We start from the raw sequence: 18,228 nt of genomic DNA, 5'->3' as shown, positions 1-18,228 counted from the left end.
ATACTGGGGTGGCGTGTCAACCGACGCCACGGTCGGGAGCAGGAATGCGGGTGACCAGTGGCACTCATCAGTGGCCGTAACGCTCGGCCCAGGCCGCTTCCAGCTTGAGCTGCCAGCTTGGGTGAGGCTCGGCCACCGCTTTGAAGCGCAGTGCCGGTTGCCCCTTGGCGGAGTCAGGCAGGGCATCGGCCCGCAGCACGCTGGGATCACCCCAGAAGGCCGGATTGGCCTTGCGCGCCTGCGCCGCCGGGCTTAGCAGGAAGTTGGCCACCACCTTGGCACCCGCACGGGCACTGGCGTTGAAGGGGATGGCGAGAAAATGGCTGTTGGTGAGCGCCCCTTTTTTCATGGCGACAGCCTCCACGCTGGGGGGCAGGGCGCCAATCTGGGCGGCGCTTTGCGCCTCCTGCGGATTGAAGCTGATGGCCATGGCCAGTTCGCCATCATCGAGCAGTTGGCGGGTCTCGGCAGCGCTGGTGGGGAACAGTTTTCCCTTGCGCCAGAGTACCGGATGCAGCTCATCGAGCCAGGCCCAGAGCGGGGCTGTGAGCTTGGCAAAATCGCTCTCGGTCGCCTCCCGATAGAGGGGGGCGGGGTTTGGCGTCAACTCCAGCAGGATCTGCTTGAGAAAGCTGGAGCCATGGAACTGGGGCGGCTTGGGATAGGTGAAGCGGCCGGGATGGGCCTTGGCCCACGCCAGCAGAGCTGCTGCCGAAGTGGGCGGGCTGGCGACCTCTTCGGTGTCGACCATCAGATTGAGCTGGCCGATGCCCCAGGGGGCTTCCAGTCCTTCCACCGGCAGGGTGAAGTCCTCACTCACCGGCAGGGTGCTGTCTACCAGTGCCATGTTGGGCAGCTCGGCGGTAAAGGGAGCGCCGAGCAGCCCCTGCTCCTTGAGCGCCTTGAAGTTCTCGCCGTTGACCCAGAGCAGATCGATGGGGCCGCCAGCTTGCTTGCCCGCCTGCTTGTTGGCCAGCAACTGGCTGACGCTCTGGGCAATGTCATCCACCTTCACCTGCACCAGTTTGACCTGATAGTCGCGCGCCAGCTCCTGCCCAGCCCACACCAGATAGGCGTTGATCTCCGGGCTGCCGCCCCAGGCGTTGAAGTAGACGGTCTGTCCCTTCGCCTCCTCAAGGGTCCGTTGCCAGTTATCGTCTGGGTTGGCCGCCAACAGCGGGCCGCTGGCCAGCAGGGGCAGGGCGCACAGCAGCGCATTTAGCCGCTGTTTGAGCCGAGATCTGCAGTGTGAGTTGAGGTGTGAGCAGAGCTGTGAGAATGGCTTGAGCATAAACGTTTCTCTGGTTGTCAGGCGCCACGGCGCCAGCGGTGATAACGGGCCAGCAACGCCAGCACCCGGGTGGGCTGGTGGGCCCGTTTCCATTCACCCGCCACGTATTTGTTCCCCTCCATCAGGGTCGGATAGGCGTGAATGGTGCCGAGGATCTTGCCTAGGCCGAGGCTGTGACGCATGGCGAGCACGAACTCGGCAATCCGCTCACCGGCGTGAGTGCCCACTATGGTGGCGCCAAGGATAGTATCCTTGCCCGGCACGGTCAGCACCTCGACAAAACCGTGGCGCTCGCCATCGGCGATGGCGCGATCCAGCTCGGCCAGCTCGAAGCGGGTCGCCTCGAAGGGAATTCCCTGCGCCTCGGCCTCCTTGCGATTGAGGCCAACCCGGGCAATCTCCGGCGTGGTGTAGGTGGCCGCCGGAATGACCCGATAGTCGGCCCGAAAGCGCTTGAACTGGCCAAACAGGGCATTGACCGCCGCATACCAGGCCTGATGGGCGGCAAAGTGGGTGAACTGGTAAGGGCCCGCTACGTCTCCTACCGCCAGTATGCTGGGGAAGTTGGTGGCAAGGAAGCCATCGACCGCTATGGTGCCGCGGGGGGCAAGCTCGACCCCCAACGCTTCGAGCCCGAAGCCGCTCACATTGGCGACCCGACCCAGTGCCAGCAGCAGCTGATCCCCTTCCACCACCTGCGTCTCATCGCCCCGGCGCAGTTGCAGTCGGATAGGGAGAGCCCCCTCGGCTGCGGGCAGATAGTCGGCTCGTTCGGCGCGCCAGCCGGTGAGTAGCTGCACGCCATCTCGGCTCATCTGCCCGGCCAGGGCGTCGGCTACCTCTCTCTCTTCGCGGGGCAGTAGTTGCTCCGAGAGTTCCACCAAGGTCACGGGAATGCCGAGCAGGGCGAAGCTTTGGGCCAGTTCGCAGCCGATGGGGCCGCCGCCCAGCACCAGCAGGCGGCGCGGCGGGGTACGCAACTGCCAGAGGCTATCCGAGGTGAGGTAAGGCACCTGATCCAGCCCCGGCAGCTTGGGCACCAGCGGCCGGGCGCCGGTGGCGATAACGATATGACGGCTGGCAAGGCGCTGGCCGTTCACCTCCACCTCCCAGGGGGAGACCAGCCGCGCCTCCCCTTCTATGCACTCCACTCCAAGCCCCTGATAGCGTTCGATGGAGTCGTGGGGCTCGACCTCCTTGATCACCTCAGCCACCCGCTCCATCACAGCGGCAAAATCGGCACGGGAGTGGCTTGGGCTAAAGCCCAGCTCGTCGGCCTTGCGCTGCTCTACGGCAAAGCGGGCGCTTCGGATCAGCGCCTTGGAGGGGACACAGCCGCTGTTGAGGCAATCGCCCCCCATCTTGTGCTTCTCGATGAGCGCCACCTTGGCCTTCACCGCTGCCGCGATATAGCTGGTGACCAACCCACCGGCGCCCGCACCGATCACCAGCAGGTTGTAGTCATAGCGAGCGGGTTTACGGTAAGGGGCGAGCAGGCGCAGTTGGGCGAGGTGTGTGGTTAATTTCTTGACCAGCCAGGGCATCAGCCCCAGCAGGGTCAGCGCGACCATCAGGCCGGGGGAGAGGATATTGCCTGTGCTGGTTAACTGGCCAATCTCGCTGCCCGCCAGCACATAGACGAAGGTGCCGGGCAGCATGCCAAGCTGGCTGACCCAGTAGTAGGTGCTGACTCTGATGGGGGTGAGCCCCATCAGCAGATTGACCAAAAAGAAGGGGAAGATGGGGATGAGGCGCAGGCTGAGCAGATAGAAGGCCCCCTCCTTCGCCATGCCGGACTGAAAGGTGGCCAGCTTGTCGCCAAAGCGGACGGTGACCCAGTCGCGCAGCAGAAAGCGGGCGCTGAGAAAGGCCAGGGTCGCGCCTATGGTGCTGGCAAAGGAGACCAGCAGCAGCCCCCAAGCGACGCCGAACACAGCGCTGCCACCCAGGGTGAGCAGGCTGGCACCGGGCAGGGAGAGGGCGGTGCTCAGCACATAGATAAGCACGAACAGCAGGCTGGCCGAGACAAAGTGGCTGTCGACCCATTGCGCCACTGCCGCCTGCTGGGCCTGCAAGGCGTCCAGAGTGAGATAACGACCGAGATCGAGGGCAAAAAAGGTGCCGATAAGGCTCCCCATCACCAGTGCAAGCAGCAGGCGGGTCCGGTTCATCAGGCGTCCTTGCTGTCGGGCTGGGCAGGGCGTTCCGGTTGCACCGGCAGCTGGCAGAAGCCCTGCGGCGCGATATCGAGGGCGGCGTTGAACTTGGCCGACATGTTCTGGAAGGCGATAAGACCGGTCAACTCCACCATGGCATCGTCATCGAACCAGAGCTTGAGGTGGGCCGCCTGTTCATCGCTGACCCCATCGAGGCCAGTCATCGCTTCGGTGTAGTCGAGCACTGCTTTTTCCCGCTCGTCGAACAAGGGGCTTACGCGCCAGTTGGCCAGCGCCTCCACCTTCTCGCTGGAGCCGGCTCTCTTTACCAGGGTCATGGCATTGATGTCGACGCAAAAACGACACCAGTTGAGCTGGGAGACCCGCACCGTCACCAGAGAACGCAGCACGGGGTCGATGGGGGAGCGCTTGCGGTTGATGACGCCGTAGAGGGTGGCGACGGCGGCAAAGAGGCGCGGCGAGCGGCCCCAGCACTTGCCCGGAATAAGCACCTGACCATAGTTGCGCTTTTGCAGCCAGAAAAAGGGGCGGATAAACCAGGCATATTCCCGGTCGGGTTTGACCTCAACACGCATCAGTTACCTTCTTGTCGTTTCACACTTACGGTTTCAAATTGGGTTTGTAGGCCTGACCGAGTCGCTCGTTCAGGCGGGTCAGGAAATCCTCGATCCGCGCCCGGTTGGTGCCCAGATCGCTTTGCCCCTGACGGGAGGCTGATCGCATATCGATGCGAGTCTCTTTGGGGCCGGCAAAGACCCGCAGCGCCACATCATCCTGAAAGCCGAACCAGCCGGTGGTGACCACTGCATCCAGACCATCCGGGCTGGGTCGTACCTGCCAGCCCAGCTCCTGCATCAGTTCGTTGGCTTCAATCACCACTTCGGCAGGAGAGGCCCTGGTAAAGAGAGGACCGGGTTTTGCCTCAACTGCTTTCAGCGGTGCGCTATTTATTGGCAGATCCTGCGCCGTTCTCAGCTCTGCCGCCCAGCGTAGCTGGGGGGGATTGTAGGGATCTGTGCTCACATCGTTGATCAGCGGCATCCGCAGCGCCTGTGCCACAAATGTCAGCGGCAGCAGTAGCGGCAAGGCGCCAAGGCCGCAGGCGTAGCGGTTGCGGCTCCAGGGCAGGCGTACCAGCAAGATCAGGGAGACAAGGGCTCCGATGAGACAGATCGCAAAACCGATCCACCAGGGCCAGAGATGAAAGCGGCTGCCGAGGGCGCCAGCGAGCGGGAGTAACCAGGCCAGCAGGGGCCACAAGCAAGAGCGGGGCATAGCACGGGATCCATCGTCGAATGTGGACAATGCCGAGAAGGATAAACTTAATTGCCTGATAACGTTAGTAAATTGATGCGAGTCTGGCGTGGTTTTGGCCAGTTTTGCGAGGGAGATGCAGAGGTCGGTGAAGCCAGCCTGACGGGAGCTTCACCGAGAAAATGGTCAGTTGCGATGACTTAGTTGCGATAGAGCACTTTAATCAGATGAAAGCCGAACTTGGTGCGCACCGGTCCCAGCACCTTGAGCAGTTCACCCTTGAAGACGGCATCGTCAAAGGGCTTGACCATATCCCCTTTATTGAACTCCCCCAGATCGCCGCTGCGTTTTGAAGAGGCGCAGGTGGAGAAGCGCTTGGCCATCTGGCCGAAGTCGGCTCCCTTCTCGATCTTCTCCTTGATCTCCAGACACTGTTTTTCGGTCTTGACCAGAATGTGCTGGGCACAGGCTTTTTTCATCGGGGCGCTCCTGGGAGTGATGGCGAAGGTTGTTAACGCCAAGGGGGGTAGCAAATCGGGGCGCAAGAGTACCCCAATTTGCCACCGGCGTCAGCCATCACAACCCGCCATTTACCGGCGATCGTCAGCCCTGTTACTGGCGAGCGCGGGTGGCCAGCACGGCGCGGGGACGCGCTTGCCAGATGATCTCCAGACCGAGCAGGGCGTAGAGGCTCCAGATGGCCAGCGGATTGAGCCACTCTCCCCCCAGTTGCAGGGTCATCAGGGCGCAACCTGCCAGCAGCAAGGCGACTCCCGGCAGCCGCCAGTGGGCGGGCAGGGGGGCCAGCAGCGCCATCGCCAGCAAAATGCCGAGGCCAAACGGCAGGTTCAGGGCGGTAAAGGCCAGCGCCTGCTGGCCACTCATGCCGGTCAGCAGGGCCAGCAGGGCGCTGCAACAGGCGAGAAAGGTGATGAACTCGAGACGATCGGCAATATAGTCAGCCATCTGTTCGCTACGTGCATGCATGATGTGTCTCCTTCAGTTGATGGTTCAAGTGTGAGGGAGGGACGTTCGCAAAGGCAGCGGGATAATTCGATTGCGCTGAACGAGCAATTCTTAATCACCCGCTACGGCGGGCTTTGGCGTGTGCCGGGCCTGTTAAACCGTGATGATGGGGCGATGCCGACAAACTCTGTCGTGGTGGGTTTCTGGCTGTAAAGAGAGGGGGAGAGGTGACAAATGGTGCCTGATGGCGGGGTGAGCCTTATTCAGGGCAGGTCAGCTCGCTCCCATCGGGAAAGCGGGGCGTCGTCATTGTCACCAAAATGTGTGATTTGTGGTCAACCTCTTAAAAGATATGGCGAATTTGCCAATGGCACCGCGCTGTCGCTGGCCGATGCCTATGTTAGGATAAGGTTCGCCATTTTTCTGGCGCGCATTATTGTGTCACGGCCATGCACTGCATGGCGTGCTGCGCCGCATTCGGGGTTGGCCCGAAGGGGCGCTGGTTTCCTTCACCACAGATTCAGGAATATTGACCTTTGACAGGATGCATTTCATCCCTGCTGGCAGGGCGTTTACTGTCCGGCCCTGCGTTTCGCCGCGGCCTGCGGGTTCTGGGGGTGGGCCTGTTGCTGTCGCTGCTGGCCTCACCCGCGTTTGCCGCCAAGCTCACCTATCAGGTCAAGGGGTTGAAAGGGGAGAACAAGGATAACGTTGAAGCCTACCTCAATGCCCTGCCGGTCTATCAGGAGCGGCAATACCGCCCGGCTCGAGCCAAAATCACCGAGAGCGTGCAAAAGGCGCTGCAGGTATATGGCTACTACCAGCCGAAAATCACCCTGAGTCGCGACAAGAAAACCCCGTCCAAAGTGGTGATTGAGGTGGACAAGGGGGAGCCGGTCATCGTCTCCCGCCTCGATATTCTGCTGGAGGGGGATGCGGGCAGCGACGAGCTTTACAGCGCCCTGCTGGACAAGTTGCCCCTCAAAGAGGGTGAGCCCCTCAATCACGCCAAATATGAATCCATCAAGGCCGATCTCGGCAGCCTTGGACTGGCCCGCGGTTACTTTGATGCCAAGCTGAGCAAGAGTCAGGTCAAGGTGTTCCCGGACAAGGGGACGGCAGAGATCTTTATTCTGTTCGAATCGGGCCATCGCTACCGTTTTGGCGAGATCCGCTACGATGCCACCCCCGAAGCGCTTCACCTTATTCGCCCGCTTATCAACATCAAGAGCGGCGACCCCTATCTCGCCATCCGTCTGGCCGAGATGTCGCAGGATGTCTCCTCCACCAAGCTGTTCCGTCAGGTCGATATCAAGCCGGTATTGAGCGAGGCGAGCAACTATCGGGTACCCATCGCGGTGACGCTGGATAACCGGGTCGATCACGAAATTGAGACCGGTATCGGTTATGCCACCGACGTGGGGCCGCGGATGAGTGCCACCTGGGAGAAGCCCTGGGTCAACCGCTATGGCCACCGTCTCTTTGCCACCGCCAAGGTGTCTGCGCCGGAGGCAGAGCTCAGCTTCGACTATCAGATCCCGGTGGGTAACCCGCTGCGGGACTACTACTCCATCCAGACCGGTTACCAGTACAAGGACAACAACGATACCCGCTCCGATCTCACTACCATCGGTGTGCACCGCTGGACGCGACGGCCGGAGAGCTGGGATCGGGACGTCTTTATCCGGCTGGAGAACGAGATCTATACCCAGGGTGCCGACGAGGGGAACAGCTTGCTGCTGATCCCTGGGGTCTCCTGGTCCCGACTGCGGGTGCGCGGCACCCTGGTACCCGATTGGGGGGATCGCCAGCAGCTGACGCTGGAGTTCTCCGATCCCAGATGGGGTTCTGACATCAGCTTTATGCGGGTGTGGGGACGCAGCAAGTGGCTGCGAACTCTTGGCGATAACCACAGATTCCTGATGCGGGCCGAGCAGGGGGCCATCATAGGTGACAGCTTCTCGCTGGTGCCGCCGTCTTTGCGCTTCTTTACCGGTGGCGATCAGACGGTGCGCGGCTTTGGTTACGAGAGCATCTCCCCCACCGGGCCGGATGGCAAGCTGACCGGTGGCCGCTACACCAGCGTGGCCAGTCTGGAATACAACTACCGCTTCAGCGAGAAGTGGCTGGGGGCCATGTTTGTGGATGGCGGCACCTCCACCACCGATTACAGCGAGCCCTGGAAAATAGGTACCGGCGTCGGTGTGCGTTGGGTCACCCCCATCGGTCAGGTTAGGCTGGATCTGGCGGTCGGGGTATCGGAGGAGGACAAGCCCTTGCGGCTGCATTTCGCATTGGGGCCTGAATTATGATGTTGTCTAAACGCTTTTTTCTTTGGCCGCTGCGGCTGTATCTTGCGCGGGGGTCTGCATTGTGATCTGGCTAAAACGCATTTTTCTCTGGCTGATGGGGCTGGTGTTCCTGCTGCTCATCGGCGTCAGCCTGCTGGGCTTTACCCATCAGGGCAACAAGTGGCTGTGGCAACAGGCCAAGGGGGCGCTGCCCTCTCTCAAGGGTGAGCTGGTGGCCGGTCAGCTTGGCTATGGCTGGACCCTGGAAGGGGCGGGCTGGCAGGATGAGCTGGTGGATGTGACGGTGGATCGCGCCGTGCTCGACTGGGATCTCGGCAAATTGCTGCAGGGCAAGCTCTGGATAAAATCCCTGGCGGTGACCCATCCGGTGGTCAAGGTAGCCGACTCCGAGCCTGCTCCGGAAGAGCCTTCCGAACCCTTTGTCTGGCGCCCGCTGCCACTCAAGATCCAGGTCGACAGCCTCAAGGTGGCCGATCTCGCTCTGGCAGTGCCCGGTGTGGCTGTGACGCTGGGGTCCCTCGATATCGGCGCCACCCTCAACCGCAAGGGGCTGATCGTGCGCGGCCCGGTGCTCGATAACTTGAAGGTGACGCTGGATGACGCGGCACCCGCCAGCGCAGCCAAATCCGCCAAGCAGCCAGCCGCTAACGAGAAGCAAGCCGGTGCTGCGGTTGCTCGTACCGACAAGGCCAGCGCCAAGACCGTCAACCAAGGCAAAGAGGCGCCAGCTGCGAACACGGCAAAGGCTGCCCCCGTTCTCCTGCCCGCCATTCATCTTCCTTTCCCCATTCAGTTGGAAGGGGTCAATGCGACCCGGGTGCAATATAAGCAGGGCGAGCTGATCGAAGGGCTCGACAAGTTGCTGCTGTCGGCCACCGCCGCCGATGATCGCATCGAGGTGCGCGAGCTCTCGCTGCGCCACGCCATGGCCGATCTGGCGCTCAAGGGACACATCCAGCTCAGTGACGACTACCCGCTGGCGGTGACCCTGGATGCCAAGGCCCGCAAGGGGCTGCTGGATGGCGAGCTGCAGGGTGAGCAGGCCACGCTGGCGCTGAGCGGTTCGGTCGGTAGGCTGGGGCTGGCGTTGTCGGCCAAGGGACCGGTTGTCGCCAATCTCAAGGGCTCGCTGGCCGCTCTCGACCCGGATCTCCCTTTTGATATGGCCCTCGACTGGAAGAGCCTCGGCTGGCCTCTTCATAAGCCTGCCAAAGATGAGCCGAGCTATCGGTTGGACAAGGGGAGCCTGACCGCCAAGGGCAAGCTCTCCGGCTATCAGTTTGCCCTCAATACCTCCGGCAAGGGGACCGATGTCCCCCCCTTCAAGCTTGCACTGGACGGGAAGGGGGATCTGGAGCGGCTCAGCAAGATCGCTTTGCAGCTTAATGCCCTCAAGGGGGAGCTGAAGCTCGATGGCAAGCTCGCCTGGAACAAGGGGATCGAGTGGCAGGGAACCACCCTGTTCAAGGGGATCAATCCGGCCGAGCTGCTGCCTGAGCTGAAAGGGACGCTGGCCGGTGAGCTGGAGAGCCGTTTCGTGATGAACGAGGCGGGCCACTGGGAGCTGAAACTGCCCAAGCTCAAGGTGGATGGCAAGCTCAACCAGTACCCGCTGGCCCTCAAGGGGGAGCTCAGCGGCAACGACAAGATGGAGTGGCTGATCCCGGCGCTCTCGCTGCAAAGTGGCCCCAACCAGTTGCAGGCCAAGGGCAGTATCAGCAGCGCCCAGTGGAAGCTCGATGCCAACCTGCAGGCTCCCCAGCTGGGGGGCATCTATCCCGGCCTGAAAGGGGATATCAAGGGACAGGTGAAGGTCAGTGGCAATCAGCAGACGCCAAAAATCGATGCGGATCTCGCCTCCGACCGGCTCTACTATGCCGGCACCGACCTGAAGGGCATTAGCCTCAAGGGCAATGCGGTGATCGGCACCAAACCGGCCGGTGAGCTCGCGCTGTTGGTGGCGCAGTTGAAACAGGGTGAGACCAAGCTCAGCCAGCTGGCCCTGAACCTCAGCGGCGATATCAGTCAGCATCTGTTGACTCTGACCATGAAGGGTGACCCTGTTGCCGCCAACCTCAAACTGGGTGGCGGCGTGCGCGGGGATCACTGGCGCGGGGCGCTCTCCGAGTTGCAGCTGAAAACCCCGCTGCGCCGTTGGGACTTGAGTTCCCCGTGGGCGCTGGATCTCGATCTGCCGCGTCAGCGGCTGGCGATGGGGGATCTCTGCCTCGGCTCCCAGGGGGCCAGCCTCTGCGTCAAGGGGAGTCAGGTCTCCGCTGCCCAGGGCACTCTGGAGTTTGCCCTGAGCGAGTTTGATCTCAAGCGGCTGCGCCCCTGGTTACCGGACAACTTCCGCTGGCAGGCAATGCTCTCGGCCGATGGCCGCGCCAGCTGGCGTGGCAATCAGCCGACCCTGCATGCGGTGGTGCGCACCACACCGGGCACTTTTGTGGCCGATGGCCTCAAAACCGACTATCAGCAGTTGGCTCTGGCTCTGGATTTCGAGCGGCAGCAGGCGGCCATTCGCCTCGATTTTGCCTCGAAGCAGATCGGCAATATCGATACCGACTTGCTGATCAGGGAACCTGCCGGTCGCGGTCTGCTCGGTGGTCAGCTCAAGTTTGACGATCTCAAGCTCAATACCTTCGCGCCACTGATCCCGGAGGTGCGCTCCCTGCAAGGGATCATCTCCGCCGATGCCCGTTTCGACGGCACGCTGGCGGCGCCACTGCTGTTTGGTCAGCTCAACCTGCGTGACGGTGAAGTGCAGACTCACTCCGACATGGTGACCCTGACCAAGCTGGTGACCCGCCTCAAGATCGAGGGCAACCGCGCCGAGCTCGATGGCTCCATGCTGGTGGGCAAGGGACCGCTGGCGTTGGGCGGCTGGCTCAGCTGGGCCAAGATGCCGGTGACCGGCAGCCTCACCATTCAAGGCAAGGATCTGGAGGCGCAATATCCGGGCATGGGCCGGGTCAGAGTCTCGCCCGATATCGCGGTGTCGCTGGGTGAAGAGACCCGCATTACCGGTCAGGTGGATATTCCCTGGGCGCGCATTCTGGTCAAGAGCCTGCCGGATTCGGCGGTGGCGGTCTCCGACGATGTGACCGTGGTCTATGACGATCTGCCCCCGGCTCCCAAGCAGGCCAGTCTGCCGCTGGCGATGAAGGTGGCGATCCGCCTTGGCAACGATGTGAAGCTTGATGCCATGGGACTGAAGACCGATGTCTCCGGCGGTCTCAATATCCGTCAGGATCCCGAGAAACCGCTGGCAGGCAACGGCCAGCTGGTGCTGACCAACGGCCGCTTCAAGGCCTATGGTCAGAACCTCATCATCAAGGAGGGGCGTATCCTCTTCTCCGGTCCGCTGGATCGCCCATTCCTCAACATCGAGGCCAACCGGGATCCCGATACCATCGAGGGTCAGGTGACGGTCGGGGTGCGGGTGACCGGCCCTGCCAGCAAGCCGGAGATCACTGTCTACTCCGAGCCGCAGATGGCGCAGTCGGAACAGCTCTCCTATCTGCTGCGTGGCAAAGGGTTGCAGACCGGCGGTGAGGATGGCGGTTTCAACGGTCTGCTGGTGGCCGGCGCGGTGAGTCAGGCGAATGGCGTGGTGTCGAGTATCGGCGAGTCGCTGGGGATGAGCGATGTCTCTCTCGATACCGCGGGCAGTGGCGACAACACCCAGGTGACCCTGTCGGCCTATCTGCTACCGGGCTTGCAGTTCCAGTACGGGGTCGGGGTTTTCAGCCCCATCGCCGAATTCAAGCTGCGCTACGAGGTATTGCCACGGCTCTATCTGCAGGCGATGAGCGGGGTGGCTCAGGCGGTTGATATCTTCTATCGCTTCACCCTGTAACGCTTCATCCCGTAACTGGGCTGATATGAACGTAAACGGGAGGCGCAGGCCTCCCGTTTTTTTATTGCGCGATCGGCTGCAGGTAAATGGCGATAAGGGACTGGAGTGCAGAGGGAGAATGGATTGCTGCGGGCTATAAATGCGAAAACCCGGCGCCAAGCCGGGTTTTCTGAATGATGGTGGAGGGAGAAGGATTCGAACCTTCGAAGGCAGAGCCGTCAGATTTACAGTCTGATCCCTTTGGCCGCTCGGGAACCCCTCCACGGGGTATTGCTTTCAAATTGTCGCACTTGAAATGGTGGAGGGAGAAGGATTCGAACCTTCGAAGGCAGAGCCGTCAGATTTACAGTCTGATCCCTTTGGCCGCTCGGGAACCCCTCCACAAGTGCGAGGCGCATACTAACAGATCTTCCGGTTTTGTGAACCCCCAAGCAGGATTTTTCCATTAAAAGAATTGGATTTGTGGCCGATAACCAGTGAAATCGCCATTTTCGAGAGTTATCTCATGCTGCCCAGTTCAATCCGTAATCACCTGCTCGTCGATGAGGGCCAGTTGGGACAGCGCCTCAACCGTGACCTGCAGCATGGGGATCGGGCGGATTTCCGGTTGCATCTGGCCCTGCTGACCGACGCGGTGGAGGAGCAGCCCTGGTTTGATGCCAAACCGGTGGCCACTCCCCAGAGCCGTGACTGGCGTCTGCACTTTGCGCTGAGACCGGCAGAGGTGCTGGTGGCTGAAGGGGCGGGGAGTGACTGCAGTGCCATCAATGAGCGGCTGCAGCAGGGGGGAAGCATGGTGGATGTGCGGCTCTGGCTGGCGCTGCAAACACCGCCGCTGGCGGTCAAACAACCGCTGCTGGATGAGGCTGTCTACGACAACCTGTCGCCGCTGGCGCGGGAGCGGTTGCAAGGAAAGCTGGCCGATATGCCACGCCAGGAGGATCCGCTGGTATTGCTGCCGATCCTCAATCGTTTGCAAGAGGGGGTGGATACCCGGTTGCACTGGCTCAGTTGATGGCGCCTGTTCACTGACGTAACGCAACGCTTGTGGTGTAAATCACAGGCAACAAAAAGGCGGGTGACCCCGCCTTTATGCTCTTTGGAATTTTTAGCCTTGCGGCATGCAATCAAGCGTCAGCTTCATCCGGTTGCGGCTGCTCTTTGAGCGCTGCGTTGGCACGACGGGCAATCGGCTTTTCGGTGTGACGGTTGAGTTGGCGCTCCAGTTTTTGCCCCAGTTCGTTGATGGCGGCGTAGAGATCCTCATGCTCTGCCTGGGCAAACAGTTTGCCGTTGGGGATGCCAGCACTGGCTTCGACAGTGAACATCAGACGCTCTTTGGAAACAATCACATGGGGTGTGATGAGAGGCACCTGAAGACGTTCGAGCTTTTCAAAACGGGATTCGATGCGCTCGCGGATAGCCGGGGTGATGTCGATGATTTTGCTGGTAATTTCGATTTTCATATTGGCCCCCTTCGGGTCGTCTTGCTTGTGTCTTCACCTTCAGATTACTCATTGGTAAAGATTGAAATGTGATCCATGTCACATAACCTTCCCTTGGCTATTCAGCAACTTATAAATTGTGATCTTTTCCGGTTTCGTGCCAAAAACAGCTTGAGCTCCATGAAACTGGCAGGCAGTATGACGGGAATAGGATCGTTTCTGTCCCTTCTTGGCAGCACTTCGTGTCGACCTCATGTCCGGTTTCCACTGCTTGATATCGCATGTTTGTACTCTTCCCTCGCAACCTCTGATCTGATGAGCGGATGCAGGGGGCGTTGCTATGCCTGATTGGACATCAAACGTGGTTGGTTGTTGTGTTGGAGTGGTAAATGAAGCAGCAGGCCACGCAAGTCATGTGGTTTTTCGATCGGCAACATGATCAGTGGAGTCTCTCTGATCAGGGGGCCTACCAGCAGTGGCAAGGGGAGGGCAATCATCCCTGGGCCGCTCGCCTGTTACCGGAAGATGAGGCAGGTTTTACCGACTTTCTCGTCCGGCTTCATGAATCACATCTGCCTGAACAGTTCATCGGTCATCTGAAAGATGATCAGGGGCAGCTCAACCATGTGCTCTGGAGCGGCCAGTTTGTGCCCACCCAGCAGATCTGCTGTGGCTGGCTGGCCCCGCTCGACAGTGCCAACAGTGCTGTCTCCTCCCTCAACCTCTCTTTGCCGTTGCTGCAAACCACCCTGCTCACCCAGTTGGCGCAGGCGCTCTCTGCCCGAACCGGGCTCGATTTCTTCAATACCCTGGTCAGCCAGCTGGCTCATATTCTCAAGGTGGATGCGGTCTGGGTGGGGGAGTTGTGCGGTGCCGACCGGGTCAAAGTGCTGGCCGCCGACGGGCTGGCGCAGAAGGACTATCCGCTGGCGGGCTCCCCCTGTCAGGAGCTCTACAAGCAGGGGGCCATCTGTTTCGAGGTGATCGACGAGTCGCAGGAGTATCAACCCTGGCTGGCGGCCGGGCAGACTTATTATGGTCAGCCGCTGTTTGATGCCAGAGGCCAACTTCTGGGCCATCTGGCGCTGCTCTATTCGGCCCCGGCAGATACCAGCAATCTCACCTCGGTGCTCAATACCTTCTCGGTACGGATGGTGGCCGAGCTGGAGCGTCTGCAATCCGATGCCCAGATGCGCCTCTCTGCCGTTGCATTCGAGACCCACGAAGGGATCATCATTACGGATCCGGGGTTCAAGATCCTGCGGGTCAACAACGCCTTCAGCCAGATCACCGGCTTCGACAGCCAGTCGGTGCTGGGCCTGCATCTGGAAGAGGATCTCTGGCCCAATCTGGGGGGGCTCGGCTACGAGCTCAATACCCTCAGCCGTTGGCAGGGGGAGACCCAGCGTCGCCATGTCGATGGTCACACCTATCCCCAGTGGGAGATAGTGACACCGGTGCAGGATGAAAAAGGGGTGATCAGCCACTTTGTCATCTGCTTCGAGGATATCTCCGAGCGCAAGGCGGCCGAGCGGCGCATTCAGGATCTCGCCTATTACGACGAGCTGACCGGATTGCCCAATCGCCGTCAGTTGCACGAGACCCTGGTGCAAACCTTCAACGAGGCGACCCGCGACGGTCTGATTGGCGCGCTGCTCTTTATCGATCTCGATCACTTCAAGACCATCAACGACTCCCTCGGCCATGCCACCGGTGACTGGCTGCTCAAGGAGGTCGCCGCCCGTCTCAAACGGTTGGTGAGACAGGGGGATTGTCTGGCCCGCCTCGGCGGTGACGAGTTTGTGTTGCTGCTGCCATCGCTCTCGGCCAGCCCGCCCCAGGCGGAGATGCAGGCCGATATCATTGCCGAACGGCTTATCACCGAGATTGCCGCTCCTTATACCTATGTGGGGCAAGTGCTGCACATCGGCGCCAGTGTCGGCATTACCCTGTTTCCGGATCGGGAGCAGGGGGTCGATGATCTGCTCAAGCAGGCGGATACCGCCATGTATCAGGCCAAGTCCGCTGGCCGCAAGACCCGTCGCTTCTTCGATGCCTCGATGCAGCAGCAGGCGGATCGCCGTCTGCTCATTCACAACGAATTGCGCAACGCCCTCAGCCAGCAAGAGCTGACACTCTACTATCAGCCCCAGCATATGGTCGATGGCGGCGATATCATCGGTGTCGAGGCGCTCATTCGCTGGCAGCCGGCCGGTCGCTCGCTGGTCTCACCGGCCGAATTTATTCCCATTGCCGAGGAGACGGACCTGATTGTCGATATCGGCAACTGGGTGCTGCACGAGGCGTGCGCCCAGTATGTGCTGTGGGAGGAGAACGGCATCCACATTCCGCAGATCTCGGTCAACGTCAGTGCCAAGCAGTTCCATGCCACCGATTTTGTCGAGCGGATCCACGATGTGCTGGCGCAAACCGGCATGGATCCGGCCTGCCTCAATCTGGAGATCACCGAGTCCGTGGTGCTGGGTCATGCCGAGGACACCATCAGCAAGATGACCGAGCTCAAAGAGCTCGGCATCAGCTTTGCCATTGACGATTTTGGCGCCGGTTACTCCTCCCTGAGCTACCTCAAGCGGCTGCCTGCCGATGAGCTCAAGATCGACCGCTCCTTCATTCAGGACATCCCGAAAGATGGTGACAACATGGCCATCGTCGAGGCGGTGATCGCCATGGCGCGACATATGGGGTTCAACGTCACGGCGGAAGGGGTGGAGTCCCGTCAGCAACTGGAGTTTCTTAAGGCGCAGGGGTGCAGTTTCTATCAGGGCTATCTCGCCTCCAAGCCGCTGCCGGTGCCCTATCTGGAGAAATATGTACAGCGGCTGACCAGACCGGAGCAACTGCGCGAAATGCAGCTGAGTGAGGCAGAAAAATAGTCCCTGCTCCCCGCTGTAGCGCTGCTCGGCAACGGGTAGAATGAGAGGCAGTAGACCCACCGCCACCGGGCGGTGTATTGCCCTCAATGGAGATGTTCAGTGAAAGCTGTATGGGGAATTGTTTTGTCGGCGCTGTTTGTGCCGACCCTGATGGCGCAGACTGCCGACCAGACGCTCTACCGTCAGGCGTATGACGCCGTACGGGCCAATGATCAGGCCCGTTTCCAGCAAATTCGTGCCCGTTTGACCCATTATCCCCTGTTGCCCTATCTCGACTACTATCAGCTCGCCTTTCGTCCGGGGGCGGCCGATTACAACGATGTGACCCGCTTTATCCGCCAGCATGGAGATACCCCCCAGTCCAACCGGCTGGAGCGCAGCTATCTGACCTATCTGGCCCAGAGCCAGCAGTGGTCGCAGTTCCTGCGCTTCTATCCGGCCAAGCCGAGCTCCACCGATCTGCTCTGCATGCACTATCAGGCGCTCTATTACACTGGCAAGCCGAAAGAGGCGTTGCAGGGGGCGGGCAAGATCTGGATGAGTGGCCAATCGCGCCCCGATGCCTGTTCCCCGCTGTTCCAGCTGTGGCAAGCATCCGGTCAGCGAACCCAGGAGAAGATCTGGCAGCGGATGACGCTGGCGTTCGAGGCGGAAAACCCCAATCTGATCCGCCACCTTGGCGCGACCCTGGGTAGCGGCTTACAGAGCTATGGCGATCAGATGGTGACCCTGTTCGAGCAGCCCGCCAAGGCGATGAACCCGGCCTATTTCAGCAGCAATCCCTATTCCCGCAAGCTGCTCTCCCTAGGCTTGACCCGCTATGCCAATCAGGAGCCTGAGTCGGTGCTGCGCCAGCTTGCGCTGTTTCGCAGCCGTTTCGGCCTGACCCAGGCCGAGGTGAAACCGGTAGAGCGTGCCATTGCCCGCCGCCTGCTGCTGGATCGCTCTATTGCCCAGCGTAGCTGGGTTGACAGCACGGTGAAAAAGCTGGCGGATCCCGACATTACCGAGCTGCGGGCGCGACTGGCCATCTGGGAGCAGGATTGGCGTAGCCTCTCCGGCTGGGTGAAGATGATGCCGATGGCCCGTCAGAAAGAGGATCGCTGGCGCTACTGGATGGCGCGCTCCCTTGAAGTGCAGGGGCAGCAAAAACCGGCGCGGGATCTCTATCTGGAGACCGCCAACCTGCGCGGTTTCTACGGCTTTATGGCCGCCCAGCGCACCGGGGTGCCCTATCGCATCAAGAACCAGAGCGTCAAGCATGTACCGGACTGGCGTACTGCCAGCCAGCGCTGGCCCTTCCTGTTGCGGGTGCGCGAATTGCTGTCGATGAACGAGATTGCAGCGGCCCGCTCGGAGTGGATCCACAACATGGATCGCAATCCGGTGGCCCAGCGTATCGAGTTTGGTCATATCGCCCTCAATCAGGGTTGGCACGAGCTGGCCATTCTCGCCAGCATTCGCGCCGAAGCGTGGGATGCTCTCGACCTGCGCTTCCCGCTGCCGCTCAAACGCACCTTCTCCCAGATGGCGCAAGAGCGCACCATGAACACCAGCTTGCTCTATGCCATCTCCCGTCAGGAGAGTGCCCTCTATCCGCTGGCCCAGTCGCCGGTGGGGGCGCGGGGTCTGATGCAGCTGATGCCTGCCACCGCCAAAGAGACCGCCGGCAAGCTGGGGGTACCCTATCGCAACGAGCAGCAACTGTTTGATCCGACGATGAATATTCGTCTGGGGAGCGCCTATCTCAAGCGCTTGCTGGATGTCTATGATGGCAACCGGATCCTGGCCGCGGCCGCCTACAACGCCGGGCCGGGACGGGTAAAACGCTGGCGAGAGCAGAGTGACAACAAGCCGATGGATGTCTGGGTCGAGAGTATTCCCTACAAGGAGACCCGCAACTACGTGCAAAACGTGTTGTCGTTCGATCTTATCTATCAGCACAAGTTGCAGCAGCCGCTGCGCTTCATGTCGGAGCGGGAGCTCAATCACGCCTATTGAGTCGGGGCCGCCAGCCGGCCCCTGTT

Annotated in this window: 12 protein-coding genes and 2 tRNA genes; 5 read left to right on the top strand and 9 right to left on the bottom strand. The window is 60.9% G+C overall.

The features are described from left to right. Window positions 1-67 precede the first annotated feature (67 nt). From ACTG1P_RS05695 to ACTG1P_RS05670, 6 genes are all read right to left on the bottom strand, one after another. Entirely contained in the window at window positions 68-1,291 is a 1,224-nt protein-coding gene (locus ACTG1P_RS05695; RefSeq protein ID WP_440000720.1) for an ABC transporter substrate-binding protein, read from the bottom strand. Between the two features lie 17 nt (window positions 1,292-1,308). Continuing rightward, entirely contained in the window at window positions 1,309-3,462 is a 2,154-nt protein-coding gene (locus ACTG1P_RS05690) for an FAD-dependent oxidoreductase (protein WP_440000719.1), read from the bottom strand. Beyond that, a complete protein-coding gene (locus ACTG1P_RS05685; protein WP_440000718.1) occupies window positions 3,462-4,043 on the bottom strand; it encodes a carboxymuconolactone decarboxylase family protein in 582 nt (193 codons plus the stop codon). Before ACTG1P_RS05685 ends, ACTG1P_RS05690 begins: the two co-directional genes overlap by 1 nt. Before the next feature lie 25 nt (window positions 4,044-4,068). Continuing rightward, complete coding sequence (locus ACTG1P_RS05680; protein ID WP_128815348.1) at window positions 4,069-4,743, bottom strand: DUF1499 domain-containing protein; 675 nt, start codon at window positions 4,741-4,743, stop codon at window positions 4,069-4,071. A gap of 179 nt (window positions 4,744-4,922) precedes the next feature. Next, on the bottom strand, window positions 4,923-5,201 hold the full coding sequence (locus ACTG1P_RS05675) for a peptidylprolyl isomerase (RefSeq protein ID WP_033136755.1): 279 nt from the start codon (window positions 5,199-5,201) through the stop codon (window positions 4,923-4,925). 133 nt (window positions 5,202-5,334) lie between these two features. Then, entirely contained in the window at window positions 5,335-5,709 is a 375-nt protein-coding gene (locus ACTG1P_RS05670; RefSeq protein ID WP_159143464.1) for a hypothetical protein, read from the bottom strand. 515 nt (window positions 5,710-6,224) lie between these two features. Here ACTG1P_RS05670 and tamA point away from each other — a divergent pair. Further along, window positions 6,225-8,000, top strand: a complete 1,776-nt coding sequence (gene tamA / locus ACTG1P_RS05665; protein WP_139429391.1) for an autotransporter assembly complex protein TamA — start codon at window positions 6,225-6,227, stop codon at window positions 7,998-8,000. Between the two features lie 61 nt (window positions 8,001-8,061). Then, entirely contained in the window at window positions 8,062-11,862 is a 3,801-nt protein-coding gene (gene tamB, locus ACTG1P_RS05660; RefSeq protein ID WP_440000717.1) for an autotransporter assembly complex protein TamB, read from the top strand. Between the two features lie 177 nt (window positions 11,863-12,039). On the opposite strand, the gene ACTG1P_RS05655 is transcribed toward tamB, so the two are convergent. After that, window positions 12,040-12,124, bottom strand: a tRNA-Tyr gene (locus ACTG1P_RS05655). A gap of 34 nt (window positions 12,125-12,158) precedes the next feature. Continuing rightward, window positions 12,159-12,243: transfer RNA gene (locus tag ACTG1P_RS05650), tRNA-Tyr, on the bottom strand. Between the two features lie 124 nt (window positions 12,244-12,367). Between ACTG1P_RS05650 and ACTG1P_RS05645 the strand changes: the two genes are divergently transcribed. Next, window positions 12,368-12,877, top strand: a complete 510-nt coding sequence (locus tag ACTG1P_RS05645) for a VC2046/SO_2500 family protein (protein ID WP_440000716.1) — start codon at window positions 12,368-12,370, stop codon at window positions 12,875-12,877. 112 nt (window positions 12,878-12,989) lie between these two features. On the opposite strand, the gene hpf is transcribed toward ACTG1P_RS05645, so the two are convergent. Continuing rightward, window positions 12,990-13,328, bottom strand: coding sequence for a ribosome hibernation-promoting factor, HPF/YfiA family (gene hpf, locus ACTG1P_RS05640; protein ID WP_005334257.1), 339 nt, complete (start codon window positions 13,326-13,328; stop codon window positions 12,990-12,992). A gap of 368 nt (window positions 13,329-13,696) precedes the next feature. Between hpf and ACTG1P_RS05635 the strand changes: the two genes are divergently transcribed. Next, window positions 13,697-16,201 (top strand): putative bifunctional diguanylate cyclase/phosphodiesterase, encoded by a 2,505-nt coding sequence (locus tag ACTG1P_RS05635; RefSeq protein WP_440000715.1) that lies wholly within the window; start codon window positions 13,697-13,699, stop codon window positions 16,199-16,201. A 99-nt stretch (window positions 16,202-16,300) separates the two neighbouring features. Further along, window positions 16,301-18,202, top strand: a complete 1,902-nt coding sequence (locus ACTG1P_RS05630; RefSeq protein ID WP_181224383.1) for a transglycosylase SLT domain-containing protein — start codon at window positions 16,301-16,303, stop codon at window positions 18,200-18,202. Window positions 18,203-18,228 lie beyond the last annotated feature (26 nt).

This window comes from Aeromonas sp. 11P (assembly GCF_051920165.1).
In the GTDB taxonomy this organism is placed as follows: domain Bacteria; phylum Pseudomonadota; class Gammaproteobacteria; order Enterobacterales; family Aeromonadaceae; genus Aeromonas; species Aeromonas veronii.
The sequence above is the reverse complement of the archived record's forward strand: the minus strand, read 5'-3'. Positions and strand labels throughout refer to the sequence as shown.

Bases quoted from the DNA above. Each gene is read 5' to 3' on its own strand.
- ACTG1P_RS05695 (WP_440000720.1), bottom strand. From the start codon at position 1,291: ATGCTCAAGCCATTCTCACAGCTCTGCTCACACCTCAACTCACACTGC.
- ACTG1P_RS05690 (WP_440000719.1), bottom strand. From the start codon at position 3,462: ATGAACCGGACCCGCCTGCTGCTTGCACTGGTGATGGGGAGCCTTATC.
- ACTG1P_RS05685 (WP_440000718.1), bottom strand. From the start codon at position 4,043: ATGCGTGTTGAGGTCAAACCCGACCGGGAATATGCCTGGTTTATCCGC.
- ACTG1P_RS05680 (WP_128815348.1), bottom strand. From the start codon at position 4,743: ATGCCCCGCTCTTGCTTGTGGCCCCTGCTGGCCTGGTTACTCCCGCTC.
- ACTG1P_RS05675 (WP_033136755.1), bottom strand. From the start codon at position 5,201: ATGAAAAAAGCCTGTGCCCAGCACATTCTGGTCAAGACCGAAAAACAG.
- ACTG1P_RS05670 (WP_159143464.1), bottom strand. From the start codon at position 5,709: ATGCATGCACGTAGCGAACAGATGGCTGACTATATTGCCGATCGTCTC.
- ACTG1P_RS05645 (WP_440000716.1), top strand. From the start codon at position 12,368: ATGCTGCCCAGTTCAATCCGTAATCACCTGCTCGTCGATGAGGGCCAG.
- hpf (WP_005334257.1), bottom strand. From the start codon at position 13,328: ATGAAAATCGAAATTACCAGCAAAATCATCGACATCACCCCGGCTATC.
- ACTG1P_RS05635 (WP_440000715.1), top strand. From the start codon at position 13,697: ATGAAGCAGCAGGCCACGCAAGTCATGTGGTTTTTCGATCGGCAACAT.